At 73.0% G+C, this 25,089-nt stretch carries 27 protein-coding genes and 1 tRNA gene; 13 read left to right on the top strand and 15 right to left on the bottom strand.

What is annotated here, in order from left to right; all coding sequences use genetic code 11:
* Positions 1 to 25 precede the first annotated feature (25 nt).
* Complete coding sequence (locus tag DFJ69_RS24305) at positions 26 to 931, bottom strand: polysaccharide pyruvyl transferase family protein (RefSeq protein ID WP_116024732.1); 906 nt, start codon at positions 929 to 931, stop codon at positions 26 to 28.
* Positions 932 to 1,163: 232 nt separating this feature from the next.
* On the opposite strand from DFJ69_RS24305, the gene DFJ69_RS34450 reads away from it, so the two are divergent.
* The gene (locus DFJ69_RS34450; protein WP_170177761.1) at positions 1,164 to 1,604 is read left to right on the top strand and encodes an STAS domain-containing protein; all 441 of its coding nucleotides are present in this window, start codon (positions 1,164 to 1,166) and stop codon (positions 1,602 to 1,604) included.
* Between the two features lie 10 nt (positions 1,605 to 1,614).
* Here the strand turns inward: DFJ69_RS34450 and DFJ69_RS24295 are convergent, their stop codons facing one another.
* From DFJ69_RS24295 to DFJ69_RS24275, 5 genes are all read right to left on the bottom strand, one after another.
* Complete coding sequence (locus tag DFJ69_RS24295) at positions 1,615 to 1,911, bottom strand: MTH1187 family thiamine-binding protein (protein WP_116026861.1); 297 nt, start codon at positions 1,909 to 1,911, stop codon at positions 1,615 to 1,617.
* 27 nt (positions 1,912 to 1,938) lie between these two features.
* Positions 1,939 to 2,325 (bottom strand): DUF7715 family protein, encoded by a 387-nt coding sequence (locus DFJ69_RS24290; RefSeq protein WP_116024731.1) that lies wholly within the window; start codon positions 2,323 to 2,325, stop codon positions 1,939 to 1,941.
* Between the two features lie 86 nt (positions 2,326 to 2,411).
* Positions 2,412 to 2,768 (bottom strand): fluoride efflux transporter FluC, encoded by a 357-nt coding sequence (locus DFJ69_RS24285; RefSeq protein WP_116024730.1) that lies wholly within the window; start codon positions 2,766 to 2,768, stop codon positions 2,412 to 2,414.
* The gene (locus DFJ69_RS24280) at positions 2,765 to 3,259 is read right to left on the bottom strand and encodes a fluoride efflux transporter FluC (protein ID WP_116024729.1); all 495 of its coding nucleotides are present in this window, start codon (positions 3,257 to 3,259) and stop codon (positions 2,765 to 2,767) included. Before DFJ69_RS24280 ends, DFJ69_RS24285 begins: the two co-directional genes overlap by 4 nt.
* A 67-nt stretch (positions 3,260 to 3,326) precedes the next feature.
* The gene (locus DFJ69_RS24275) at positions 3,327 to 4,631 is read right to left on the bottom strand and encodes an erythromycin esterase family protein (protein ID WP_116024728.1); all 1,305 of its coding nucleotides are present in this window, start codon (positions 4,629 to 4,631) and stop codon (positions 3,327 to 3,329) included.
* Between the two features lie 116 nt (positions 4,632 to 4,747).
* Between DFJ69_RS24275 and DFJ69_RS24270 the strand changes: the two genes are divergently transcribed.
* The 3 genes from DFJ69_RS24270 to DFJ69_RS34445 are packed head-to-tail and all read left to right on the top strand — an operon-like array spanning position 4,748 to position 5,654.
* Positions 4,748 to 5,200: a YbhB/YbcL family Raf kinase inhibitor-like protein gene (locus tag DFJ69_RS24270; RefSeq protein ID WP_116026860.1), complete on the top strand. Its 453-nt coding sequence runs from the start codon at positions 4,748 to 4,750 to the stop codon at positions 5,198 to 5,200.
* Positions 5,197 to 5,457 carry a DUF6343 family protein gene (locus tag DFJ69_RS24265; RefSeq protein WP_116024727.1) on the top strand — a complete coding sequence of 87 codons (261 nt, stop codon included), beginning with the start codon at positions 5,197 to 5,199 and terminating at the stop codon, positions 5,455 to 5,457. Before DFJ69_RS24270 ends, DFJ69_RS24265 begins: the two co-directional genes overlap by 4 nt.
* A gap of 32 nt (positions 5,458 to 5,489) precedes the next feature.
* Positions 5,490 to 5,654, top strand: coding sequence for a hypothetical protein (locus DFJ69_RS34445; protein ID WP_170177760.1), 165 nt, complete (start codon positions 5,490 to 5,492; stop codon positions 5,652 to 5,654).
* A gap of 62 nt (positions 5,655 to 5,716) precedes the next feature.
* Here DFJ69_RS34445 and DFJ69_RS24260 read toward each other — a convergent pair whose 3' ends face one another.
* The 3 genes from DFJ69_RS24260 to DFJ69_RS24250 form a co-directional block, all read right to left on the bottom strand.
* Entirely contained in the window at positions 5,717 to 6,574 is an 858-nt protein-coding gene (locus DFJ69_RS24260) for a glycosyltransferase family 2 protein (RefSeq protein ID WP_116024726.1), read from the bottom strand.
* The gene (locus DFJ69_RS24255; protein ID WP_116024725.1) at positions 6,571 to 7,788 is read right to left on the bottom strand and encodes a zinc-dependent alcohol dehydrogenase; all 1,218 of its coding nucleotides are present in this window, start codon (positions 7,786 to 7,788) and stop codon (positions 6,571 to 6,573) included. Before DFJ69_RS24255 ends, DFJ69_RS24260 begins: the two co-directional genes overlap by 4 nt.
* Before the next feature lie 79 nt (positions 7,789 to 7,867).
* Positions 7,868 to 8,098, bottom strand: a complete 231-nt coding sequence (locus DFJ69_RS24250; RefSeq protein WP_116024724.1) for a hypothetical protein — start codon at positions 8,096 to 8,098, stop codon at positions 7,868 to 7,870.
* A 126-nt stretch (positions 8,099 to 8,224) separates the two neighbouring features.
* Between DFJ69_RS24250 and DFJ69_RS24245 the strand changes: the two genes are divergently transcribed.
* A complete protein-coding gene (locus DFJ69_RS24245) occupies positions 8,225 to 9,412 on the top strand; it encodes a L,D-transpeptidase (RefSeq protein WP_116024723.1) in 1,188 nt (395 codons plus the stop codon).
* 61 nt (positions 9,413 to 9,473) lie between these two features.
* Here the strand turns inward: DFJ69_RS24245 and DFJ69_RS24240 are convergent, their stop codons facing one another.
* Positions 9,474 to 10,883, bottom strand: a complete 1,410-nt coding sequence (locus tag DFJ69_RS24240) for an alpha/beta hydrolase family protein (protein ID WP_116024722.1) — start codon at positions 10,881 to 10,883, stop codon at positions 9,474 to 9,476.
* Between the two features lie 438 nt (positions 10,884 to 11,321).
* Positions 11,322 to 11,395: transfer RNA gene (locus tag DFJ69_RS24235), tRNA-Ile, on the bottom strand.
* Positions 11,396 to 11,561: 166 nt separating this feature from the next.
* On the opposite strand from DFJ69_RS24235, the gene DFJ69_RS24230 reads away from it, so the two are divergent.
* From DFJ69_RS24230 to DFJ69_RS24220, 3 genes are all read left to right on the top strand, one after another.
* Complete coding sequence (locus DFJ69_RS24230; RefSeq protein WP_116024721.1) at positions 11,562 to 12,266, top strand: LppX_LprAFG lipoprotein; 705 nt, start codon at positions 11,562 to 11,564, stop codon at positions 12,264 to 12,266.
* A gap of 3 nt (positions 12,267 to 12,269) precedes the next feature.
* Complete coding sequence (locus tag DFJ69_RS24225) at positions 12,270 to 13,820, top strand: MFS transporter (protein ID WP_116024720.1); 1,551 nt, start codon at positions 12,270 to 12,272, stop codon at positions 13,818 to 13,820.
* 93 nt (positions 13,821 to 13,913) lie between these two features.
* Positions 13,914 to 14,510 (top strand): Rv1733c family protein, encoded by a 597-nt coding sequence (locus tag DFJ69_RS24220; RefSeq protein WP_116024719.1) that lies wholly within the window; start codon positions 13,914 to 13,916, stop codon positions 14,508 to 14,510.
* Here DFJ69_RS24220 and DFJ69_RS24215 read toward each other — a convergent pair.
* Entirely contained in the window at positions 14,503 to 15,768 is a 1,266-nt protein-coding gene (locus tag DFJ69_RS24215; RefSeq protein WP_245974546.1) for a PucR family transcriptional regulator, read from the bottom strand. The two genes, DFJ69_RS24220 and DFJ69_RS24215, sit on opposite strands and share 8 nt — an antisense overlap.
* Before the next feature lie 178 nt (positions 15,769 to 15,946).
* Between DFJ69_RS24215 and DFJ69_RS24210 the strand changes: the two genes are divergently transcribed.
* The 5 genes from DFJ69_RS24210 to DFJ69_RS24190 all read left to right on the top strand — a co-directional run bounded on the left by DFJ69_RS24210 (position 15,947) and on the right by DFJ69_RS24190 (position 20,957).
* Positions 15,947 to 16,753: an ABC transporter ATP-binding protein gene (locus tag DFJ69_RS24210; protein ID WP_116024718.1), complete on the top strand. Its 807-nt coding sequence runs from the start codon at positions 15,947 to 15,949 to the stop codon at positions 16,751 to 16,753.
* A gap of 113 nt (positions 16,754 to 16,866) precedes the next feature.
* A complete protein-coding gene (locus DFJ69_RS24205) occupies positions 16,867 to 17,694 on the top strand; it encodes an ABC transporter ATP-binding protein (protein ID WP_116024717.1) in 828 nt (275 codons plus the stop codon).
* Entirely contained in the window at positions 17,691 to 18,581 is an 891-nt protein-coding gene (locus tag DFJ69_RS24200) for a branched-chain amino acid ABC transporter permease (protein ID WP_116024716.1), read from the top strand. The genes DFJ69_RS24205 and DFJ69_RS24200 overlap by 4 nt, the downstream gene beginning before the upstream one ends.
* Positions 18,574 to 19,686 (top strand): branched-chain amino acid ABC transporter permease, encoded by a 1,113-nt coding sequence (locus DFJ69_RS24195; protein ID WP_425453378.1) that lies wholly within the window; start codon positions 18,574 to 18,576, stop codon positions 19,684 to 19,686. Before DFJ69_RS24200 ends, DFJ69_RS24195 begins: the two co-directional genes overlap by 8 nt.
* Positions 19,686 to 20,957: an ABC transporter substrate-binding protein gene (locus DFJ69_RS24190; RefSeq protein WP_116024715.1), complete on the top strand. Its 1,272-nt coding sequence runs from the start codon at positions 19,686 to 19,688 to the stop codon at positions 20,955 to 20,957. The genes DFJ69_RS24195 and DFJ69_RS24190 overlap by 1 nt, the downstream gene beginning before the upstream one ends.
* Positions 20,958 to 21,132: 175 nt before the next feature.
* Here DFJ69_RS24190 and DFJ69_RS24185 read toward each other — a convergent pair whose 3' ends face one another.
* The 3 genes from DFJ69_RS24185 to DFJ69_RS24175 form a co-directional block, all read right to left on the bottom strand.
* Complete coding sequence (locus DFJ69_RS24185) at positions 21,133 to 22,743, bottom strand: solute symporter family protein (protein WP_116024714.1); 1,611 nt, start codon at positions 22,741 to 22,743, stop codon at positions 21,133 to 21,135.
* Positions 22,740 to 23,078, bottom strand: a complete 339-nt coding sequence (locus tag DFJ69_RS24180; RefSeq protein WP_116024713.1) for a DUF485 domain-containing protein — start codon at positions 23,076 to 23,078, stop codon at positions 22,740 to 22,742. Before DFJ69_RS24180 ends, DFJ69_RS24185 begins: the two co-directional genes overlap by 4 nt.
* Before the next feature lie 283 nt (positions 23,079 to 23,361).
* Complete coding sequence (locus tag DFJ69_RS24175; RefSeq protein WP_116024712.1) at positions 23,362 to 25,089, bottom strand: sodium/solute symporter; 1,728 nt, start codon at positions 25,087 to 25,089, stop codon at positions 23,362 to 23,364.

Raw genomic sequence — 25,089 nt, 5'->3', positions numbered from 1 at the left:
GCGTCCGCCGGGTCCGACGGCGCGATTACCCCGCCTCGTCCTCGCGCAGCTCCAGGACGTCCAGCAGATCCTCGGTGAGCAGCGGCGTGGAGACCGGCCGCAGGTCCCAGGCGGCGGCCGCCGCGCGCCCGGCCAGGCACCAGTCCCACTGCCGTTCCAGCTCGTCGACGTCCAGCACCGGCTCCCCTGATCGGACGGTGACCAGCGCGGGCCAGCCCCAGGCGCGGGCCTGCGCGCCGACCTTGGCGCCGCCCTCGACCGGGTCGATCGCCAGGGCGGGCACCCCGTTCTTGAGCGCCAGCACCATGCCGTGCAGGCGCGTGGTGACGACCAGGTCCAGCCGGCGGATCAGCGCCTCCGCCTGCGCGGGGGTGCTGGCGTTGCGCCACCCGTACAGGTCGAGCCGGGTGTCGAGGGGGACGCGGGCGCAGTCCCGGGCGTTCAGCCAGGCGGTCAGCTCCTCCTCCACCCGGTCGTGACGGCGACGCCCGCCGTACTCGGGCTGGCCCGGGGCGAGCGCGACCCCCACGACCGGCACGTCCGGCACGGACAGCTCGGCGGCCAGGTCGAGGCGCGGCTCCTCGCCGCCGCCGTCGCGGGCCAGCACCTCGTGGAAGCCCAGCACCGCCGGGTCCTCCGGGTCGATCACCGACACCCCCACGGCGATCCGACGGCAGTGCGCGTACCGCTCGTGCAGCCGTTGGACCTGCTCGCCGGACACCGGGCCGCAGGCGAACACCAGATGGGTGTACCGGGCGGGGTCCGTCTCGGCCAGGCTGGGCCCCGACGGTCGGAACACCGGGCTCCAGGCCAGGTCGCACGGCACGCCGACGCCCTCCAGCGCGTCCCGCACGGCCTCCATGGCCAGGACGTCACCCGCGGTGGCCTCGCCGTTCAGAAAGCTCGGCCAGCCGGTTATCAGGACCCGCATGCAGTCCGGTTACCCCACGTGCGCAGGTGAAACGGGCACCCCGTCCACCATTCGGCTCTTTCGGTCGGTGGCCACGATAGAGCACCCACGACCGCGCCCTCCCGGGCACCGCCGGACGATCGTGGTCACGGACCGTCCCCACCGACGCCCCGTGACCGTCCGGAACCGCTCCATATCGCGAGATCCAGAGAAAGTTCGTCCACCCCCTTGGCAACGATCCGTCACCGGCGCAATGCTGATGCGTCACGAGAATCTCAGCGAGGTCGTCGTGGAAGACATCGTGGTCGACATGGTCGTGGTCGACAGTGAGCACTACGCCGTGGTGCTGCTGTGCGGCGAGATCGACAGCTACACCGGGCCGGGCCTGCGGTCCCGGCTGCTGGAGTTGGCGGAGGGCGCGGGCCGTCCCCTCGTCCTCGACATGAGCGGCGTGTCGTTCTGCGACGGCAGCGCGCTGCGGATGCTGACCGCCATCCGGCGGCAGTGCGCCGAACGCGGCGTCGCCCTGGCCATCGTGGGGCTGCGCCCCTTCCTGACCAACCTCTTCCAGGCGTTCGGGGTGCACGAGCACATCCCGCTCTGCACGGCGTTGGACGAGGCCCTGTGGCGGCTGCTCCCGCCGTCCGACGACGACGTGCACGCCTGGCTGGAGGCGCGCGACCAGGCCGGGTAGCCCAGGGGTGTCAGCCTCCGGCGAGGTGGCGTTCCACCGACTCGACCTTGGCGGTCAGGGCGTCGGTGACCCCGGGCCTCAGGTCCGCTTTGAGGACCAGGCTCACCCGGGGGGCCCGGGCGGCGACCGCCTCGGCGGCGGCCTTGACCACGGCCATCACCTCGTCCCACTCGCCCTCGACGGTGGTGAACATGGCGTCGGTGCGGTGGGGCAGCCCACTGGCCCGCACCACGCGGACGGCCTCGGCGACCAGCGCGCCGACCTCCTCCCCCGCGCCGAGCGGGGTCACCGAGAAAGCGACCAGCACATCGTCCCCCTTCACCGCCCGGCCCGATCAGGGCTGGGCGTACTCGCGGACCACGATCGCGTCCAGCCGGCGCTCCACAACGGTGCCGACCGGCCAGCCGCGTACCAGGCAGCGCAGCTCGGCGGCGGCGTGCTCGGCGTGGCCGGGGTCGTACCCCTGCTGCTGGAGGCTGGAACGGATCGCCTCCACGTAGTCGGTCTCGCTGAAGCCCGGCACCTCGCGGATCATCGCGGTCGTGGTGGCGCGGTGCGAGTTGAGCCCGGCGAACGCGCGGCCGCACCCGCACGTGCCGTCGGGGTCCGGCCGGTCGCGGTCGCAGACGACGCCGATCTGGACCAGCTCGCCCTCGACGCACCAGTCGAAGTCGTTGTCGCGGTATCCCTGGGTGACGGAGGTCGCGGTGAGCAGCTTCATGGCGGCCCCTCTCGGCACGTCCCTGGTCGGGTCGCCACCACGGTACGGCGCGGGTACGACATTTCCGGCGCGCGGCGGGGCGCGCGTCAGAGCGCCTCCGCGAACGCCGCCCCGCAGTAGGCCGCGCCCAGCCCGGCGGCGATCCCGGCCGCGGCGTTCAGCAGCGCCAGGGCGCGGGCACCGTCCTCCGCCAACCGCAGGGTCTCGTAGCCGAACGTCGAGTAGGTGGTCAGCGCCCCGCAGAAACCCGTCCCCGCCAAGGCCATGACCCCGTGGCCCGTGGGAGCGGCGGCCAGGAACCCGAGCAGCGCCGAACCGGTGACGTTCACGGTGAACGTGCCCCAGGGGAACAGCGAGTCGTGGCGCGACTGCACGAACCGGTCGGCGAGATACCGCAGCGGCGCCCCCACGGCGGCGCCGAGCGCCACCAGCAGAACGGTCACCGCAGCCGCCCGGCCGACCGGGCCAGCGCCCGCGTCGCCGTCGCGCCGGTGTACACGGCGACGAGCGCGGCGAGCAGCGTGCCCGCGAGGTAGGCCAGCGCGGTGCGCGGCGCTCCGGCGGCCAGCGCGTCTTGGGCCTCGACGATGTGGGTCGAGAACGTGGTGAACCCGCCGAGCACCCCCACTCCGAGGAACGGGCGGGTGAGCGGGTGGGCCCGCCACACCTCGGTGATCGCGACCATCAGCACCCCGATGAGCAGGCAGCCGCCCACGTTGACCGCGAAGATCGCCCAGCCGAAGCGGCCCGGAGTGTGGGGGAAGGCGGTGGACAGCGCGTGGCGGGCCAGCGCCCCGGCGGCCCCGCCGGCGGCGATGACGCCCAACGTGCTCCACGGCGCCCTCGCCGGTTCGCCCCGCTGCGCCGGCACGTGCAGATCGACGTCCGGGTCGACGGGACGCGGCGGCCCGACGGGCCCGGTGGGCTCGGTCAACGACTTCCTCCTCCGGCCCCACCGTAGCGAGCCGGCGTCGGCGATGTCCCGCCCCCGACGGGGAGGGTCACACGCCGCTGGGCAGCGTCTCCAGCTCGCCCAGCGGGACGGTCTCGCCGTGCAGCGGCACCAACGCCGACGTCCAGGCGAACCAGCACAGCGCGTCGTAGCGGTCGCCCAGCACCGTGGGGACGAACTGGCGACGGTCGCAGTCGGGGTCGTAGACGACGCCGATCGCACGGTGGCCGCGCCGGGCGGTCAGCCAGTCCTGGTCCGGCCCGTCGGAGAAGATGAACAGGGCGTGGTCGAGTTCGATCTCCTTGGCGAGCAGCGCCTCCAGCGAGCCGGGCATGGGCGCGGGCACCGGCATGACCTCGGCCGGAGCACCCCAGCGGGGGGCGGCGATCACGTTGCCGTGGCCGCCGGCGAACCCCACCACGACGACCCGGTCGCGGCCGTGCCGCTCGCGGGCGAGCTGACCGAGGTTGATCATCTCCACGGCACGCATGTCGGTGGCGCGGGCGTCGCCGACGTGGGTGTTGTGCGCCCACACGACGCCCCGGGAGCCCTCGCCGTGGTGGTCCAGCAGCCGGTCGAGCGTGTCGGCCATGTGCACGTCGCGGACGTTCCACGACTCGGCGCCGCCGCCCATCATGGCCCGGTAATACCGTTCGGCGCCGGAGGCGACCTCGGCGTTCTGCCAGGCGTTCAACTCGTCCGCCGGGTTGCCGGAGCCGATGGGGCGGCGCAGCCGGGTCAGCAGGGCCAGCACCTCGTCCTCGCAGTCGTCCGGGACCATCCGCGACTCCCACGCGTACGACTGCGGGTCCTCGGCGTACGGCTCGAAGCACCGGTAGGCGGCCATCGCCTCCTCGACGTGCTCGGGTCGGTGCTCGGACAGGTAGGCGATCACCGCGCGCAGCGACTCCCACAGGCTGTAGACGTCCAGCCCGTAGAAGCCCGCGCGCCGCCCCTGCGGGAGCCCCGCGTTGTGGTCGCGGAGCCACCGGCAGAACCGGGCGGTCTCCTCGTTGGCCCACATCCAGGTCGGCCAGCGGCGGTATCCGTCCAGGACGTCCCGTGGGTCACGGGGGGCTCGCGGGTCCCCGGCGACGCTCTGGTTCACCTGCCAGCAGTCCGGCCAGTCCCCCTCCACCGCCACGAAGGAGAAGCCGTGCTCGGCGATGAGCCGGCGGGTCAGGGCCGCCCGCCAGGCGTAGTACTCGTGCGTGCCGTGGCTGGCCTCGCCGAGCAGGACGCACCGGGCCCCGTCGAGACGGGTCCCGATGCGGTTCAGCAGCGGGTCGAGGTCGGCCTCGTACTCCAGCGGCAGGGCGGCGCCGTAGATGTCGAACTCGTCGGTGTCGGGCATGTCGGGTCCCCCATCCCGATCTCTTGGGCCGTCCCCCGGCGCGTTCCCCGTTTGTCCGGTTCGATGCGGAACGGGCGGTGTGCATTCCCCCCGGCTCAGTGGGCACGACCCGGGTCATGCACGAGATGGAACTCCGCAGCGCAGCGTTCACCGACCACGCGCCGATCCCCGACGACTACTCGCACGACGCCGGGGACGTGTCGCCGCCGCTGGAGTGGGAGGACGTGCCGGACGAGGCGGTCGAACTGGTCCTGGTCTGCGAGGACCCGGACGCCCCGACGGGCACGTTCTCGCACTGGCTGCTGGCGGGCATCCCGCCGGAGAACGACGGGATCGACACCGGCGAGACGATCGCCGACGCCACCGCCGGGCGCAACGACTACGGCACACCCGGCTACGGCGGCCCGCATCCGCCGGTCGGCGACGACCCGCACCGGTACTTCTTCCGGGTGGCGGCCCTCGGGGAGCCGTCCGGGCTGGAGCCCGGCTTCACGATCGACGACCTGCGGGACGCGATCGAGGAGAAGGTCGTGGGCGCCGGCACGCTGGTCGGGACGTTCGGCAGGTGAGGGCGGCCCGGCGGGACCGCCGCCCGGCGCGCGGCACCGAGCCGCTGACCGCGCGCAGCGCCCTGGGCGCGCGGGCGCTGCTGTCCGGCCTGGCGCTGGTCGCCGGCCTCGCGGCCGCGGTGATCTTCGGAATCCTGGCCGCCCGCGACGGCGACACCGGCGCGGCGCTGTGGACGGCGGCGGCGATCTGCGCCGCCCTCGCGGTGATCGCGGCCGTCGACCTGTGGGTGATCAAGCGCCGCACCCGCTCCCCCTGACCCGGGGTCCCTGCACTCGAAGGAGGACGACCATGTCCGGATCGGTCCATCCGTCGCCGGTTCCCAAGCCGCCGCCGCGGCCCCATCCGATCCCCAGGCCCGAGCCGCAGCCGCCGGGCCCGTTGCCGCCGCCCAAGCCGGTCCCCGAGCCCGCGCCCGGCCCCAGGCCGCCGCAGCCCGAGCCCGAGCCGGTCTGAGGCCGCGTCTCACCCGTGCCGCCCGCACGTTCCGCAGGAGCGGCTCGTGCGGGCGGGCGGGATCATTCGGGCTCGTGCGGCCGTCCGACGGGATGTGCGCTCGAGGACGGCCGCCTCCGTCCGACCAGGGCGTGGGGCAGCCGGCGCGCCAGGCCGACCAGCGCCGTCAGCGGGGCGGGACCGCCCCGTACCGCCGCCGGGCCGGCCCGGGTGACGAGCCGGCGGGTGCCGTGCAGGGCGCGGGGCAGCCGCAGCCACTCGCGGCCGCCGCGGGGCGGCGCACGGTGCCGAGAGGGGGCGTGCCAGGCCGTGGCGTCCTCGACGTAGGCCAGCCCCCATCCGGCGGCCGCCAGGTCCAGCGCCAGCAACGACTCCGCGCCGTCGAAGAACAGCAGGTCGTCGAACCCGCCCGCGTCCAGGAACGCGCGACGCCGGACCACCGCCGAGCAGGCGCGGAACCCCATGACGGACGGCCCCGGCAGATCGGCGTCCCGGCCCAGCGGCGCGGCGGCCATCTTCCGCGAGACGTGGTCGACGTTCCCGTCCGGGGCCCGGCGGATGCGCCCCACCAGCAGACCCAGGCGGGGATGCGCCCGAAAGCACCGTTCCGCCGCGGCGAGCGCGCCGGCCTCCCACCAGGAGTCGTCGTCGCTGAACGCCACCAGCGGGGTCTCGGCGTGCCGGACGCCGATGTTGCGGGCGCAGGCCCCCAGGTTGTGGCGCAGCGGGACGACCCGCACGTCCGGGAAGCGGTCGCGGACCATCCGGGCGGTGCCGTCGCGCGAACCGTTGTCGACGACGATCACGCGCGGGCCCTCCGGCAGCCCCCGCAGCCGGTCGAGGGTCGCGGCCAGCTCCGCCCTGCGGTCACGGGTGGCGATCACGACCGTGACGTCGCTCCCCCGGGCTGCCCGGCTCACCCCGCGATCTCCAGCGCGACCTTGGTCCAGCCGGGCTCCCGCCGGTCGAACGCCTCGTACGCCTCGATCACCGTGGGCATGCCCTCCTGCTGGGTGATCACGGAGGTGGGGTCGGCGCCGCCGGAGGCGATGCGGCTCAGCAGCCCCGGCATGTACCGGCGGTGGTTGCAGTTGCCGGCCTGCACGGTGAGGTTCCGGTTCATCGCGACGCCGAGCGGGAAGCTCGTGTACTGCGGGGGGTAATAGCCGATGATGCCGATCGTGCCCGCCTTGGCGACCATCTCCACGGCCCAGCGCAGCGCCTGGCTGGGCGCGTCCCCCGGCATCCACTGGCGGCCCCGCGGGCGCGCGTGCGGCGCGGTCCGGGCCCGTTCGAGGTCGAACTCGGCGGCGGTGCGGTCGTCGACGTGCTGCGCGGCCGGTCCGCCGATGGGGCGCTGGGCGTCCACGCCGACGGCCTCGATCACCCGGTCGGCGCCGACGCCACCGGTCAGCTCGCGGACGACCGCGACCGGGTCCTCGGTGTTGAAGTCCACGGTCTCGGCGTTCTGCAGCCGGGCGGTCTCCAGACGGTCGGGATGCCCGTCCACGATCAGCACCCGCCCGGCGCCCTGGATCCGCGCCGACAGGGCGGCCAACTGCCCGACGGGTCCGGCGCCGAGCACGCACACCACGTCCCCGTCCCCGACCTCGGCGAGCCGGGCCCCGAACCAGCCGGTCGGGAAGATGTCGCTGACCATGAGCGCCTGCTCGTCGCTCACGCCCGGCGGGATCGGCACCAGGCCGGTGTGCGCGTACGGGACGCGGGCGTACTCGGCCTGGAGCCCGTCGAAGGGCCCGGTCGACGCCGGGCCGCCGTAGAAGGCCGTGCCGGCGTCGCGGCCGTTGGGGTTGGCGACGTCGCACTGGGCGTAGTGGCCGGCGCGGCAGTAGACGCAGCGCCCGCAGGCGATGGTGGCGGCGATGACCACCCGGTCCCCCACCGCGAAGCCGCGGACCTGGGGGCCCAGTTCCTCGATGACGCCGACGGCCTCGTGGCCGAGGACGGTTCCCGGCCGCATGCCCGGCGCCGTGCCCCGGACGAAGTGCAGGTCGGTGCCGCAGATGGCGCTCCCGGTGATCCGGACGATGGCGTCCGACGGGTGCTCGAGCTTGGGTTCGGTGACGTCCTCCAGGCGGATGTCGCCCACGTCGTGCCAGACCACCGCCTTCATGATCGGTCCCTCCCGTCATCGGTGTCTCCGGTGGGGAGTCCCTCCCCCGCGGGGGCCGATCTACGCCGGGGCGGCCGGGTCAGCGCCAGCCGAGGCTCTCGGCGACCTCGTCGGGCGCGTAGCCGCACTGCCCCGCCTCACCGATCCAGACCATGCCGTCGGCCTCGGCGACCGCGCCGACCGCATGCTCGTAGGGGAGCCGCGGCTGGATCGCCAGCCGCACCTCCAGCCCCGGGTCGAACTCCTGCAGCGCCGCGATCAGATCGCCCACCGTGATCTCCCTGGCCCGTCCCCGCCGATGCCGTCCCATGTCTCGCTCCATCCGCCGACCCAGCCATGAAACCACTGATCGAGGCTCCGATCAGGCCTCCTCGGAGGGTCCACCTCGTCGTACCGTGGAGCCCGAGAGCGGACACCGTCACGGCACGGGGGCAATGTGAAAATCCTCCACCGCAACCTGTCATCGGCCGTCGTCGCCTTGGCGACGACGGGCGCCCTCGTCGGGTGCTCCGGAGACCCGCCCGCGTCCCCCGCGGGGCCCACGGGTCCCGCGCCGCCGCCCCCGGCGAGGCTCACGGTCAGCCCCGCGAACGGCACGGACGACGCGCGCCCCGACCGCCCCGTGACGATCCGATCGGCGGACGGCACCCTCCGCCGGGTCACGGTCAGCGCCGGGGGCGTCGACGTCGAGGGCTCCCTGAACGCCGCCCGTACGCAGTGGACGTCCCGCCGGCCCCTGACCCCCGACACCGACTACCGGGTGACCGCCGTCGCCGTCGGCCGGGACGGCCGGACCGCCACGCTGGCCAGCACCTTCTCCACACTGAAGCCCAAGGACGTCGTCGCGGCCACGGCGGCGGCCCCGTCCGACGGCGAGACGGTCGGGGTCGGGATGCCGGTCGTCCTCGCCTTCGACCGGCCCGTCTACAACCAGGCCGAGGTCGAGCGGGCCCTCCGCGTGAAGGCGTCCAGACCGGTCGTGGGGGCCTGGCGGTGGATCGACCGTCAGCAGGTCGTCTACCGGACGAAGGAGCATTGGCCCGCGCACACCGACGTCACCGTCACCGCCGCGCTGAAGGGGGTGCGCGCCGCCAAGGACGTGTACGGCACGCGCGACCTCACCCTGCGGTTCAAGGTGGGCGACCAGCAGATCAGCACCGCCAACGCGCGCACCCACAAGATGACCGTCAAGAGGAACGGCACGACCGTGCGGCGGATCCCGGTCAGCATGGGCAAGGCGACGAAACGCGCCTACACCACCACCAACGGCGTTCACCTGACCATGGAGAAGGCGTACCACGTGGTGATGGACTCGGCGACGGTCGGCATCCCCAAGGGGCACCCCGAGTACTACAAGCTCGACGTCTATCACGCCGTCCGGATCTCCAACAGCGGCGAGTTCACCCACGCCGCCCCCTGGTCGGTGGGCTCGCAGGGCAACGCCAACGTCAGCCACGGCTGCGTCAACATGAGCCCCGCGAACGCCGCGTGGTTCTACCGGTTCAGCCGGCGCGGCGACATCTACAAGGTCACCGGCACCGACCGTGAGCTGGAGTGGAACAACGGCTGGGGCTACTGGCAGTTGTCCTGGCCCGAGTGGCGCGAGGGCAGCGCCCTGGACTGACCACCGGACCGCACCGGGCCCGCCCGCGCACGCGGACGGGCCCGGAGGCGGACGCGTCGGGTCAGAGCGGCGGCCGCCTGGTCTGCAGTTCGTCGTACGTGTCGACCGGGCCGATCTTCTTGAGCTGGTCCGGCGCGTCGGCGACACCCAGCCACCGCTGCAGGGTGTCGATCGCCCGCTCCCGCTGCGCGGCGGGCAGACGCTGGATGAGCCTGCCGGTGTGGTTGAGGCCCGCGACCTCGTACCACTGCGAGTCACGGGTCCCCGGCCCCAGCCGGAACGGCTCGGACCCCCACGGGTCGTTCCCGCCGTAGAGGAACATCAGCCGACTGCCGTGCCGGCGGACCCACCGGTCGATGTCGGCCATCGCCCACGACTGGAACCGCATCTGCGGCCTCAGCTCCGCGGGCACGAACGAGTGGGGCCTGTAGACGTCCGGGTGACGGCGCACGTCCCGAAGGTGGCGGAACTCCGGCGACGGCCAGCCGAGCTGGGTGCCCGCCTGGAAGTTGTACGGCACGTAGGGCTCCAGCCCCTGGTCCGTGTAGAAGGCCCATCCCGCCGTCGCCTCGACGAAGTCCCAGAGGGCGTCGGAGGCGGCGTCCCTGCGCGGCACCCCGCCGCAGTCGGATTCGAGCGAGTACTGCCAGAACGCCCACTCGACGTCCAGCACCGTCGCCTCGAGCGCCCGGTCGGCCCCACCGACGTACGCGAACGTGGCCCCGTTCTTGCTCGCGTAGGCGGCGTAACGCCCGACGAACTCGGCCCGCCGCTTCAGGACCTCGCGCTGTACGCCCTTGAGCGCGTCACGACACGCGGCGTTGGAGCCGACCTTCTCGAAGAACCGGTCGTACGCCGAGTCGTCCCGGTTGTCGACGTCGTTGGGCGCGACGTACGACACGGTCGCGTCCACGTCCGAAGGGTAGAACCGGCGATGGTAGACCGAGGTCATGCCTCCCTTGCTGGCCCCCGTGGACACCCATTTGCGCGGGTAGACGGCCTTGAGCGCCCCGGTCAGCCGGTGGTGGTCGGTGGCCGCCTGCCAGATGGTCAGCTTCGACCAGTCCGCCGGCCGGGGCCGCGACGGCGTGAAGAACCGCTGTTCCACCGCGACCTGGTTGCCGTCCACGATCTGGGTGGGCTCGGCCCGGAACGGCGCGGTGTTGAGGTCGTACCCCGAGGTGTAGAGCACCATCGGGCGTCCGGTGTCCTTGTGCATCAGGGACAGCCGCTGCTCGAACGTCCCGGCGCCCGGTCGCCGGTGGTCGGCCGGCTGCCGGTAGCCGAGCAGGAAGAACCGGTATCCCTCGGCCCCCGAGGGCTTCTCCTCGATCACCCTCATGCCCGGAACGGCGTTGAGCCGGTCGGTGATGTCGTCCGCCGTCGCCGCCCCGGACGGGGTCGCCGTCCAGGCGCACAGCGTTCCGGCGATGGTCACAGCCGTGAGCACGCGTTCGCCCCAGCCTCTCATCCGCACCTCCTAGAGGAATGCGTCATCGACGCCGCGACCTTAGGCTCGCACCACCCGGCCTCGTCCTTCCCCCGTTCCAGATCGTTACAGACCTGTGCCAAAGAGTCACGACAGATCAAGGCACGGAGGCGAAGCCCCCTCCGGATCCGGGGCCCGGGAAAGACACTTCAACTCACCGCGAAGCCGGCCCAAGGCCGACGAGGAGAGGAGGCCGGAGCCGTGGGGGCGAAGCCCCCACCCGGGGGGTCCGGGGGGTCGCCCCCCGGGAAGACACCGCGGCCCAACCGCGAAGGCGGCCCCAAGCCGACGAGGAGAGGAGGCCGGAGCCGTGGGGGCGAAGCCCCCACCCGGGGGGTCCGGGGGGTCGCCCCCCCGGGAAGACACCGCGGCCCAACCGCGAAGGCGGCCCAAGCCGACGAGTAGGGGAGGCCGGCGGCGTGGGGCGGGTGGGGCTCGAACCCACGACCTACGGATTATGAGTCCGCTGCTCTGACCGGCTGAGCTACCGCCCCGTGACGCGCCCGTCAATTGCGGTGACCATCTGTGCCCGCCGCGGCAATGATAGCCGGGGGGGTCGTGGCGGGCCACCGGGAATGAGATGTCCTGCCGGGGAGGGACGGTCGATCTCATCCTCTCAGCCGAGTGACGTGGCGGGGGGCTCGTCGGTAGGGTCCGCCTATGTCTTGGATCCGTGGTCGAATATCCGTCGTCGTGATGTGCGCGCTGGCGCTGAGCGGCTGCTCGGGGGACTCGGGGGACGCCGATTCCCCGTCGTCGCTGCCGCAAGGGCCGCAGACGATGCGCCAGGCGGCGGACGCGATGCGGAATCTCCAGAGCGTCCGGTTCACGCTCGGCACCGAGGGCGAGCCCGCAATTCCGATCAAGGGCGGCGACGTCAAGCTGCTCAAGAACGGGGACGCGCAGGGCACCCTGCGGATCGAGCAGTTGGGGCTGACGCTGGACACGGACTTCGTGCTGATCGGCGACACCCTTTACTACAAGGGGCTCACCGGCAGCGGATTCCAGAAGGCGCCCAAGGAACGGATCCTTGCGCTGTACGACCCGTCCGCCGTGCTCGACCCGGAGCGGGGCATCGCCAAACTGCTGAGCGGGGTCCGCTCGCCGCAGCCTGAGGCCCGGGAGAAGGTCGGCGGCAAGGACGCGTACAAGATCAAGGTGACGTTGCCGAAGGAGCAGGCGGGCACGCTGGTCCCCGGCGTCTCCCAGGATCTGGCGGGGCATGTGTGGGTGGCCACCGCCGACCACCGGCTGCTGAAGGTCCGGGGGGTGCTCCCGGCGGCGTCCGGGGGCGGCGACGACAACGCGGTCGTGGTGACGTTCACCGAGTTCGACGCCGGTTACACGTTCACCCCGCCGGTCTAGGCGATGCGCAGACGCGGCGTCGCGATCGGGGTCGGCGGCGGGGTGGTGCTGCTGGCCGCGCTGGACGCCTATGTGATCACCACGATCTTCCGGGACGTGATCGGGGATCTGGGGATCCCGGTGAACGATCTGGAGCGGGCGACCCCGATCCTCAGCGGTTTCCTGTTGGGCTATGTGGCGGCGATGCCGTTGCTGGGCCAGTTGTCGGACCGGTACGGCCGCCGGCCGCTGCTGCACGGCTGTCTGCTGTTCTTCGCGGCCGGGTCGGCGCTGACGGCGTACGCGGACGGGCTGGAGCTCGTGGTGGCGGGCCGGGTGCTGCAGGGGGTGGCCGGCGGCGCGCTGCTGCCGGTGACCATGGCGCTGGCCGGCGATCTGTGGGAGGAGCGGCAGCGGCCCGTGGTGCTCGGCGCGGTCGGCGCGGCGCAGGAGCTGGGCAGCGTGCTGGGTCCGCTGTACGGGGCGGGGGTCGCGGCCTGGCTGGGCTGGCGGGCGATCTTCTGGATCAACGTGCCGATCGTGCTGGCGGCCATGGTGCTGGTGCATGTCACCGTGCCGAAGGGCGTCCGGCCGGCCGTCCGTCCCCGGGTGGACGTGGTCGGCGGGCTGCTGCTGGCCGTGGGGCTGGGCCTGCTGGTCGGCGGGCTGCACAATCCGAAGCCGGAGCGGGCGCCGCTGCCGCCGTGGGGCGTGCCGATGCTCATCGCCGGGTTCGCGGTGCTGGCGGGTTTCGTGGTCTGGGAGGTCCGGTCGCGGACTCGGCTGCTGGACCTGACGGGGGTGCGGCGGGGCCCGTTGCTGGCGACGTTGGCGGTGAGCCTGCTGTCGGGGGCGGCGCTGATGGTGACGCTGGTGGACGTCCAGCTCATCACGCAGACCTTGCTGGGCGAGGACTCGTTCGGCGGCGCGCTGATCCTGGTCAGGTTCCTGGTGGCGATGCCGATCGCGGCGGTGCTGGGCGGGCTGTTGGCGCGCCGGGTCGGCGACCGGTGGCCGATGGCGGCCGGGATGGCGCTCGCGGCGGTGGGGTATCTGCTGATCGCGGCGTGGCCGGCGGATCTGGCGGCCGCCTCGTACGGACCGCTCCCCCGGATGGACGTGGACCTGGTGATCACCGGGCTGGGATTGGGCCTGGTCATCGCCCCGGTGTCGTCGGCGGGGCTGCGGGTGGTGCCGGCGGCCCAGCACGGGGTGGCGTCGGCGGCGGTGGTCGTGGCCCGCATGATGGGCATGCTGCTGGGCATCTCGGCGCTGTCGGCGTGGGGCCTCTACCGTTTCAACTCGCTGACCGAGGATCTGGCGATGCCGTTGCCGTTCGGGTTGCCGCCCGGGGAGGGCGAACGGCAGGTGGCGGCGTACCAGGCGGCCGTCCAGGACGCGCTGCGCACGGAGTACCGGGAGATCTTCCTGATCACCGCCGTGCTGTGCGTGCTGGGGGCGGTGGCGGCGCTGGCCGTCCGTGATCGCGGGGAACGCCCCGACGCGGCCTCGGCGGAGCAGCCCTCCGAGCATCCTCCCGAGCGGGCGACGACTTCCCCGCACTCGATGCCGTAGGCCGTGTGTCATCCGCTCCACCCGGGAATACTGTTCGAACAGAGGGTGGACGGAGCCTCTCATGGGGACACCCCTTACCCGGGAGGTGGCATAATGCGCCGGCCTGAGGGCGGCAGGGTGCCCACGCGGCTGGGGCGGCTGCGGCGGCGGCTCGGCTTCGACCGCAACGCGATGCGCCGCCCGGTCGACCGTTTCCAGTGGGCCGTGGGCGTGGCCCTGGCCTCGGTGTTCCTGCTGGTGGCGCCCGTGTTGATGGGCTGGGCCTGGGTCTGGTCGTACGACGCGGGCACCCGGACGGAACGGCATGAGCAGCAGACCCGCCGGCAGGTGACCGCCACGGTGCTGGGGCCCGCGGGCACCGGCGGCGAACGGTATCTGCACCAGACGGTGCGGGCGAGTTGGCGCGCGCCCGACGGCGGTGTCCGCACCGGCGAGATCCCCGCCTGGCGGGACGCCAGGGCCGGGGCCCGGCAGCGGATCTGGGTCGAGCGCGACGGCACCGTGACGGTGCGGCCGCGGCATCACTCGCGCACGCTGGTCGACTCCGGCTACGCGACGACGGGCGCGGCGCTGGTGACCGGGCTGCCGCTGCTGGGCGTGTACTGCCTGGTCCGGCGGCGCTGCGACCGGGTGCGCGACGCGCTGTGGGAGGCCGACTGGGCCCGGATCGACCCGCACCGCATCAGTTGAGGAGCCGGTCCCTCGCCTCGTCGGACGTCACCAGGTTGAGGGCGTCCAGGGCCAGCGCCAGTTCGACCACGTCGCGGGGGCGGTGCAGGGAGCGGCTGGTGAGCTGCTCCAGCCGGCGCAGCCGGTTGAAGACCGTGTTGCGGTGGCAGTACAGCCGGCTCGCGGTCCGGGCGGCGGAGCCCTCGCAGTCCAGCCAGGTCGCCAGCGTCTCCAGCAGGATCTCCCGGTCCACGGGGTCGAGGTCGGTCAGCGGGCCGAGCACCGAGGCGCCCAGGTAGCCCGACAGCTCGGGCTGGGAGACCACCAGCGCGGCCGGCAGCCGGTCGTCCAGCCGGGTGATCCGGCGGTCGCCGGAGTCGCAGGTCTGCAGGGCGATCTCGGCCAGCCATCGGGCCCGTCCCAGGGCGGCGAGCCCTTCGACGGCGGGGCTGATCCCGGCCGCGCCGCGGAACAGCGGCTCCAGCGCGGCGGCCACGGCCCCGGTGCCCCGGTCGCCCAGCTCCACGACGACGATCTCGCCGTCGGTCCGCATCCTCCACACGGACCGCATTCCGCCCAGCTCCTCGGGTCGTTCGAACCCGGGGTCGCGGCGGGGCCACCGCAGCACCACGACGGCGTAGCGGCCGTTCATCGGCAGGTCGAGGGCCGCCGCGGCGGCCTTGGCCAGCCCGCCGTCGGCGCCGCGGCCGTCCAGCAGGGCGTCCAGCAGCGCCTGGACGCGTTCGCCGCTGCGGCGCAGCAGCTCGGACTCGGTGCGGCGGTAGGCGTCGGCGACCGCGTTGGACTGGAGCTCGTTGGAGTGCCAGACGATGCTCGCGAAGCGCAGCAGGATCGGCAGCGCGGAGGGTTCGTCGTCGGAGACGACCTCGATCATCGTCTCCCAGTAGACCCGGCCGCCCACGCGGAAGGCGCGCAGCAGCGACTCCAGCGGCAGGCCCTGCTCGGCGCGGCGCCGTCCGATCGCGATCGCCTTGGCCAGCTCGGGCTCCTCGCCGAGCGCCCGCCGGCCCATCGCGTCGATGCTCTCGTCGAGGATGTCCCGAACGGTCTGCCAGAGCTCGTCGTGCGGGACGAAGCCCAGGTAGGCGGGGTCGTCGGCGAGGATCTCGCCGACGAGTCGGTCGGTCAGCCCGGTGAGCCGCTCCATGAGCCGGTGCGAGGTGGCCTCGGCCACCGCGGCCAGTTCCTCGTCGGGCGCCGTGGTGACGGTGGTGGCGGTGGAAGGCAAGGGGTGGACCTCCGTGGTGATGTGCGTCACCCTGTCATGAAATGTGCCGGCGTCGACAGGGGGGACACGCCGAAACCGACTCTGCTGTGTGCGCGCACAACCAGAATGTAACTCCATTGGACCGATGACCCGATTTGCTCCAGGGTCTGGACGGTGTCGCAGCTCACATGCTGGTGTGCCTCCCACACGAGATCGATGGGAGGTGCCGATGGCGACCAAGGCCGGCGCGACGCTCGCGGTCAGCGGTCTGACCGTGAGCTATGGCAAAGCCGTGCGCGCTCTGCGGGAGGTCTCCCTGGAGGTCCCTGAGGGGACCGTGACGGCCGTCCTCGGCGCCAACGGCGCCGGGAAGACCACGCTGCTGCGCGCCCTGTCGGGGACCCTGTCGTTCCATCGCGGTGCGATCGAGGCCGGGACGATCACCTTGGGCGGGCGCACACTGAGCGGGCTGCGGCCCGCCGGGGTGGTCGCCGCCGGCGTCGTCCAGGTGCCCGAGGGGCGGCGCGTGTTCGGGCGGCTCACCGTGGAGGAGAACCTGCGGGCCGGGGCGCTCGGGGCCCGCGGACGTCCCGGCGGCGACGCCGCCCGCGACCGGGTGATGGAACTGTTCCCGGTGCTCGGCGAACGGGCCCGGCAGCGGGCCGGGCTGCTGTCGGGCGGCGAGCAGCAGATGCTGGCGATGGGCCGGGCGCTGATGGCGCGGCCCTCGGTGCTGCTGCTGGACGAGCCGACGCTGGGGCTGGCCCCGCTGATGGCCGAGCGCATCGGGGAGACCGTCGCCGAGATCAACCGGCAGGGCACCGCGGTGCTGCTCATCGAGCAGAACGCGGCCCTGGCGCTGCGGCTGGCCACGACCGCCCACGTGCTGGAGGTCGGCGAGGTGACCCTGTCCGGCCCGGCCGACGAGCTGGCCGCCAGCGACGAGGTCCGCCGCCGCTACCTCGGCGTGGGCGACGCCGACGCCGTGGAGCCCGAGTTCCGACGGCCGCCCACGCTCGAGAGGTGGGCCGGTTGACCCACCGTCTCTCCCCCGTCCGACCACGACCCACCGGAGGGTGCCGTGAACGCAAGTCCCATCCGCCGTCCGGGCCCGCAGCCCGGACGCGCCCGCCCCGGGGGCCGTGCCCGGTGAGCGCTCTCGAGGTGACCGACCTGACCGTGCGGTTCGCCGGGCTGACCGCGCTGGACGCCGTGGGCTTCACCGTGCGCCCGGGCAGCATCCACGCGGTCATCGGCCCCAACGGCGCGGGCAAGTCCACCTGCTTCAACGTGCTGTCCGGCGTGTACCGGGCGACCTCGGGGAGCGTCCGCTTCGGCGGCGCGGACCTGACCCGGATGCCGCCGCACCGGATCGCGGCGCTGGGTGTGGCCCGCACCTTCCAGAACATCGCGCTGTCCCGGTTCCAGAGCGTCGAGGACAATGTGATGCTGGGCCGGCACCGGCTGACCCGGGCGGGCTTCGTCGGCGCCGGGCTGCGGCTGCCGTTCGCCCGCCGCGAGGACACGCGGCACCGGGCCCGGGTCCGCGACATCGCGCGGTTCGTGGGCGTCTCGGAGTACCTGGACGCCCCGGTCGGGATGCTGTCGTACGGCGTGCAGAAGCGCGTCGAACTGGCGCGGGCGCTGGCCATGGAGCCGAAACTGCTGCTGCTGGACGAGCCGGTCGCCGGGATGAACGGCGGGGAGCGGCGCGCGATGGCCGAGGTCATCGTGGCCGCCCGCGCCGATCTGGACATCTCGATCCTGCTGGTCGAGCACGACATGGGCATGGTGATGCGGCTGGCCGACGAGGTCACGGTGCTGGACTTCGGCCGCCGGATCGCCGCGGGCACCCCCACCGAGGTGCAGCGCGACCCGGAGGTCATCCGCGCCTACCTGGGCGTGCAGGCGGCGGACGCGGCCGACGCGGCGGACTCCGCCGGGGCCGCGGCGGGATCCGAGAGCGAGACGGCGTGACCACCTTCATCGAACTCCTGGTCAACGGGGTGTCGGTCGGCTCGGTGTACGCGCTGATCGCCCTCGGCTTCGTGATCATCTTCAAGGCCACCGAGGTGGTCAACTTCGCGCACGCCTCGCTGCTGCTGGTCGGCGGCTACGTGATCGCGATCCTGCACGAGGACATCGGCTTCTGGCCCGCCGTCCTGGCCGGGGTGGCCGGGGCCGCCGCGGTCGGCGCGGCGGTGGAGTTCCTGGTGCTGCGCCGTTCCCGGGCGGGCGATCACCAAGTGCTGGCGATCGTCACCATCGGCGTGGACATCGTGCTCACCACCGAGCTGACGCGGCGGATCGGCACCGATGTGCTGGCCATGGGCGACCCCTGGCAGAACCGCATCGTGAACATCGGCGGGATCGGCATCGCGCAGACCCGGATCGCCGCGCTGGTGACGGCGGCGACGCTGATCGCCTGCTTCCTGATGGCGTTCCGGTACACCTCGTGGGGCATCTCGATGCGGGCCGCCGCCGAGGACCGGGAGACCGCCGCGCTGATGGGGATCCGGCTGAGCCGGGTGTCGATGGGCGCGTGGGCGGTGGCCGGGGCGCTGGCCGCGGTCGCGGCGCTGTTCCTCACGGTGTTCCCGACACCCGGACTCGACCGGTCGACCTCGTTCGTGGCGCTGAAGGCGTTCCCGGCGGCGATCCTCGGCGGGCTGGACTCCACCTCCGGGGCGCTGGCCGGCGGGTTGATCATCGGGCTGACGGAGTCGCTGGCCACGGGCTACCAGAACGACCTGACCTTCCTCGGCCGCGGCATCGGCGAGGTCGCCCCCTTCCTGGTGATGATCGTGATCCTGCTGATCCGGCCCGCCGGGCTGTTCGGAACGAGGGAGCTGGCCCGTGTCTAGCCGAGTGTCCGCCGCGCTGCGGCCCCGGGTCCTCGCCGCCGCGCTCGGCCTCGTCGTGATGGTGGTCGTCCCGTTCTACGCCGAGCCGTTCCTGTTGCAGGCCGGGCTGTTCGCGATGGCCGCCGCCGTCGGCGCCATCGGCCTGAACCTGCTGACCGGCTCGACCGGGCAGTTGTCGATGGGCCACGCGTTCTTCCTGGCCGTCGGGGCGTACGGGTACGTGTACTTCGCCGCCGAGCCGCACGACGAGCTGGCCGGGCTGGGGCTGCCCACACCGGTGGCGGTGGTGCTGGCGGTGCTGCTGGCCGGGCTCGCGGGCGGGCTGTTCAGCCCGATCGCGGGACGGCTGCGCGGCACGTACCTGGGCATCGCCTCACTGGCGTTGATCTTCATCGGCCAGCACGTGCTGCACAACGCCGAGGCGGTGACCGGCGGCGCCAACGGCCGGGACGTGCCCTCGCTGGAGCTGCTGGGCTTCAGCTTCGCCGACGCCCCCGAGCTGGTGGTGCTCCAGGTGCCGTTCCGGGCGCTGGAGAAGCTGTGGTTCCTGTCGCTGATCGTGCTGCTGGCGGCGGCGTGGGTGGCGCGGGGCGTCCTCCGCGGCCGGCCGGGCCGGGCCATGGCCACCATCCGCGACCACGAGATCGCCGCCGGGGTGATGGGCGTGCCGGTGGCCCGCTACCGCGCCGGGGTGTTCGTGCTGTCGTCGATGTACGCGGGACTGGCCGGGGTGCTGCTGGCCATGGCGTTCCGCCGGACGGTGCCCGAGTACTTCGGCATCATCCTCTCGCTGGAGTACCTGGCGATGATCGTCATCGGCGGGCTCGGCTCGGTGGCCGGAGCGATGGCGGGGGCCGCGTTCGTCTCGCTGCTGCCCCCGCTGTTCACCCGCTACGGCGACGGCCTGCCGCTGATCGCCGCGCCCGGCACGGAGGGCGTGTCCCCGGCCGAGGCGTCCCGGATCCTCTACGGCGCCGCCGTCGTCGCCGTCGTCCTGTTCTTCCCCGGCGGGCTGCTCGGGCTCTGGGCCCGAATCCGCGCCCTCCCCGGAGCCCGCCGCAGACCCCACCCCGTCCCCCGAATGAAAGCCGAGGAACAGACCTGATGAAGTCCACCCTGCGCACCACGGTCACCGCGCTGACCGCCCTGGCGCTGGCCGCCACGGCGGCCGGCTGCGGCAGCGGCAAGGCCACCGGCGGATCCGGCGGCACCGGAGCGGACGGGGTCAAGCACGGCCCCGGCGTCACCGACAAGACCATCAAGCTCGGCCTGGCCACCGACCAGACGGGCGCCTACGCCCCGCTGGGCAAGAGCATCACCCAGGCCCAGCAGTTGCATTTCGAGGAGGTCAACCAGGCGGGCGGCGTCTGCGGGCGCACCATCGAGCCGGTGGTCCGCGACCACGGCTACGACCCGCAGAAGGCCGTGTCGATCTACAGCGAGCTGGGCTCCGACGTGCTGGCGATCCCGCACTTCCTCGGCTCGGCGATGGTCACCGCGGTCAAGCAGCGCATCGAGTCCGACAAGGTGTTCGTGATCCCGAGCGCCTGGTCCACCAGCCTGCTGGGCAGCCGCTACATCCAGGTCGCCGGCAACACCTACGACGTGGACGTCATCAACGGCATCGAGTTCCTGATGGCCAAGAAGCTCGTCAAGAAGGGCGACAAGCTCGGCCACGTGTACTTCGAGGGCGACTACGGCGGCTCGGCGCTGCGCGGCGCCAAGTTCGCCGCCGACAAGCACGGGCTGACCATCGTGGAGCAGAAGATCAAGCCCACCGACAACGACATGGGCTCCCAGGTCGCCGCGCTGAACAGCGCCAAGGTGAGCGCGATCCTGATGAGCGCCGGGCCCAAGCAGTCGGCCTCGCTGGCCGGGCTGGCCCGTTCGCGCGGGATGAAGCAGCCGATCCTGGCCAGCAACTCGGGCTTCGCCCCGCAGTTGCTGAGCACGCCCGCCGCGCCCGCCCTGCTCCAGGGCTTCTTCATGGTGAGCTCGGGGGCGCCGATCGGCGCGGACCTGCCGGGGGTCGCGAAGCTGGCCGCCGCGTACGGCAAGAAGTACCCCGGCCAGCCGCTCGACAACGCGGTGGTGCACGGCTATGACGCCGCGGGCGTCGTCGTCGCGGCGCTCAAGAAGGCCTGCGCCTCCAAGGACCTCACGCGGGAGGGCCTGATCAACGCGCACCGGTCGACCACCACCTACGACGGCGGGCTCGGCACGCCGATGGACTTCTCGTCCTCCGACAAGCCCCCCACGCGCAAGACGTACATCCTGCAGCCGAACAAGGACGCCACCGGCGGCCTGGTGATCGTCGCTCCGGCGGCCGAGTCCGAGCTGGCCAAGACGTACACGCCCCCGGTCGGCAGCTACTGATCCCTCCCGTGATCGCGCACCGGCCCCCGAGTCGGTGCGCGATCACGCTCGTCAGAGCGGCCTGCGGCTCCCGAACGGCCCGCGGACCCGGGCCGGGCGCCGTGGCCGTTCCGCCGGTTCTGACCCGAGGCTCCGGCCCCGCCCTCCCCGTGGGCCGAGGGCGGGACCGGAGGGCCTAGTGGCCGGTGGCGCGCTCCGCGCCCGCACCCGTCAGGGACCGGACCTCGATCTCGGCGTACTTCTCCGCATTGTGCTCCTTGCTGAGCACCGCGCCCAGCCAGCCGCACAGGAACCCGAACGGGATGGAGACGATGCCCGGGTTCTCCAGCGGGAAGTAGGAGAAGTCCGCGCCGGTGAACAGCGCCTTCTCCGAGCCCGACACCACCGGCGAGAACAGCACGAGCAGCACCGCCGAGCCCAGCCCGCCGTAGATGGCCGCGACCGCGCCCGCCGTGTTGAACCTCCGCCAGAACAGGCTGTAGAGGATCGCGGGCAGGTTGGCGGACGCCGCCACCGCGAACGCCAGCGCCACCAGGAACGCCACGTTCAGCCGCTGCGCGAAGATGCCCAGCACGATCGCCACCGCGCCGATGACGAACGCGGAGATGCGGGCGACCCGCACCTCCTCCCGGTCGGTGACCCGGCCCCGCTTGATGACGTGGGCGTACAGGTCGTGGGCGAACGAGGAGGACGAGGCCAGGGTGAGGCCCGCCACCACCGCCAGGATCGTCGCGAACGCCACCGCCGCGATGACCGCCAGCAGCACGGTGCCGCCGACGTCGCCGAAGACGATCTCGCCGATCCGTTCGGCGAGCTGCGGGGCGGCGGTGTTGCCCGCCGGGTTGGCCGCGCGGATCTCGTCGCTGCCCACCAGCGCCGCCGCGCCGAAGCCCAGCACGAGGGTCAGCAGGTAGAAGGCGCCGATGATGCCGATCCCCCACAGCACCGACTTGCGGGCGTCCCGCGCGGTCGGCACGGTGTAGAAGCGGATCAGGATGTGCGGCAGCCCGGCGGTCCCGAGGACGAGCGCCAACCCCAGGCTGATCAGGTCGAGCTTGCCGGTCAGGCCCTGCTCCTCGGTGGCGTACCGCAGCCCCGGCTCCAGGAACGCCTCGCCCTTGCCGCTCTGCTCGGCGGCGTCGCGCAGCAGCGTGGACAGGTTGAACCCGAACTTGCCGAGCACCAGCACGGTCACCAGCGTCGCGCCGCCCATCAGCAGGACGGCCTTGACGATCTGGACCCAGGTGGTGCCCTTCATGCCGCCGACGACCACGTACACGATCATCAGCGCGCCGACCAGCACGATGGTGGCGGCCTTGGCGGTGTCGGAGGTGAACCCGAACAGCAGCGACACCAGCGCGCCCGCGCCGACCATCTGGGCCAGCAGGTAGAAGATCGACACGGTGATGGTGGACACCCCGGCGGCCGTGCGCACCGGACGCGGGCTCATCCGGAACGCCAGCACGTCGGCCATCGTGTACTTGCCCGAGTTCCGCATCAGCTCGGCCACCAGCAGCAGCGCCACCAGCCAGGCCACCAGGAAGCCGATCGAGTACAGGAACCCGTCGTAGCCGTACAGCGCGATCAGCCCGGCGATGCCCAGGAACGAGGCCGCCGACATGTAGTCGCCGCCGATGGCCATGCCGTTCTGCACCCCGGAGAACGACCGGCCGCCGGCGTAGAAGTCGGAGGCGTCCTTGGTGTGCCGACCGGCCCACACGGTGATGACGAGCGTGCCGCCGACGAACGCCACGAACAGCAGCACGGCCAGGGTCTCGTGGCTCATCGGCCCGTCCCTTCCATCCCGGCGGCGAGTTCGGCGGCCATCGGGTCGAGCCTGGCCTCGGCGTGCCGGGCGTACAGCCACGCGATCAGGAACGTGGACGCGAACTGCAGCAGGCCGAAGATCAGGGCCACGTTGACGAAGCCGACGACCTGGGCGCCCATGAGGTCGCGGGCCCAGCCGGACATGACCACGTACAGCAGGTACCAGGCCAGGAACGCCGCGGTGGCCGGGAACGCGAAGGCCCGGAAGCGGCGTCGCAACTCCTGGAACTCGGCGCTGCGCTGGACCCGTTCATAAGGTGTTCCGTCCGCGTGCAGACGCTTCTCGGCGGTCACAAGATCCCTCCTCGGCGGTGACGGGGGTCACGTCACGGTAGAAACCCCGTGCCGCATCGTGGAGGGGGCGGCGGATCAGGTGCGGCGAGACGCCGGCCGAGTGCGGCGACCGGTTCCGGACGCTCGGTGAGCGGTCGATTTCACGCGACGAACGGTGGAGCGGCGACGCCGGAGGGTCGACCTGTTTCGGCCGATCTGAGGAGAATCCCCGCCGAACACAATAATCTCCCCGTTGGAAAGCCCGTGCACGGCGCGCCACCGGCCGCCGGCGCCCTGACCCGCGTCAGCCGCCCTTGGGCCGCCAGGTGCCCCGGTCGAGGTCGAGGGTCTCCGGCGCGTGCAGTCGGACCATGGTGCGCGCCACCCCCGCCGGGACGCTGCGCGGCGTGAGCAGCGAGACGCCGATCATCACGGCGAACGCGACGGGCACCGTCCAGGCGGCGGGCTGGGCGAGGAGGGCGCCCGCGGCCCCCCGGGGCGGCCCGGCGACGATCGTCCACGCCACGGCGGTGCCCGCGAGCCCGCCGCCCGCGACCAGCCCCGCGAACGCGCCCGCGACGGTCAGCCTCCGCCACCAGATGCCGAGCACCAGCAGCGGACAGAACGTGGACGCGGCCACCGCGAACGCCAGACCCACCACGTCCGCCACCGCCAGCGCCCGCGCCGCCAGCGCCAGTCCCAGCGGGACGAACAGGGCCAGCAGGGTCGCGACCCGGAACGACCGCACCCCGCCGTTCAGGATGTCCTGGCCGATCACCCCCGCCACCGACACCGTCAGCCCCGACGTGGTCGACAGGAACGCCGCGACGGCCCCCGCCGTGACCAGGGCGCTCAGCAGCTCACCGGGCATCCCGCCCACGAGCCGTCCCGGGAGCGTCAGCACCACGGCGTCGGTGCGCCCGGTCATCAGCAGCTCGGGGGCGTAGATCCGGCCGAGCGCCCCGTACAGCGCGGGCAGCAGGTAGAAGGCGCCCAGCAGGGTCAGCACCAGCACCGTGGTGCGCCGCGCGGCCCGCCCGTCCGGGTTGGTGTAGAAGCGGACCAGCACGTGCGGCAGCCCCATCGTCCCCAGGAACGTCGCCAGGATCAGCGAGTACGTCGCGTACAGCGGATACTCGCGGCCCGACAGCGGCGTGAACCACTCCCGGCCGGTCATCACGGGCAGGTCCGAGACATGGGGGACGGCGGCCCCGGCCGGGAACGTCACGGCGGTGTCACGGGTCAGGGCGTGCTCCCCCGCCGTCAGCATCACCGGCCCGGCCCGCGCCGCACCGTCCAGGCTCCCGTGGACGACGACCGCGATCGGCCGTTCCACCCGTACGGTGACGTCCGCGCTCATCGCGACCGTGGTGCGTTCGGTGAACGCGGGCGGGACGTCGCCGTCCGGCCCGGGCGCGGCGTCGTACCGCCAGGCGATGAGGAGGAACAGCACGGGAACGGCGAGGGCGGTCAGCTTCAGCCAGTACTGGAACGCCTGCACCAGGGTGATGCTGCGCATCCCGCCGGACAGGACGTTGATCGTCACCACCGCGGCCACCAGCACGGCGCCCACCCACACCGGGGTGCCCGCCACCGTGCGCAGCACCAGACCGGCGCTCTGGAGCTGCGGCATCAGGTACAGCCACCCGATCAGCACGACCAGCACGCTGGTGATCCGCCGCACCGCCATCGACTCCAGCCGGGCCTCGGCGAAGTCCGGCAGCGTGTACGCGCCCGACCTGCGCAGCGGGGCCGAGACCAGCACGAGCAGCACCAGGTAGCCGCCGGTCCAACCGACGGGCAGCCAGAGCATGTCCGCCCCGTACGCCATGATGAGCCCGGCCACCCCGAGGAACGAGGCGGCCGACAGGTACTCGCCGCCGATCGCCGACGCGTTGCGCAGCGGCGACACCGTCCGGGACGCCACGTAGAAGTCCGACGTCGTCCGCGAGATCCGCAGCCCGAACGTCCCGATCAGCACGGTCGTCGTCACCACCAGCGACACCGCCGCCAAGCCGTACGCGGAGCTCAT

The organism is Thermomonospora umbrina, assembly GCF_003386555.1.
Taxonomy (GTDB): domain Bacteria; phylum Actinomycetota; class Actinomycetes; order Streptosporangiales; family Streptosporangiaceae; genus Thermomonospora; species Thermomonospora umbrina.
This window is presented reverse-complemented; position numbering and strand designations above follow the sequence as displayed.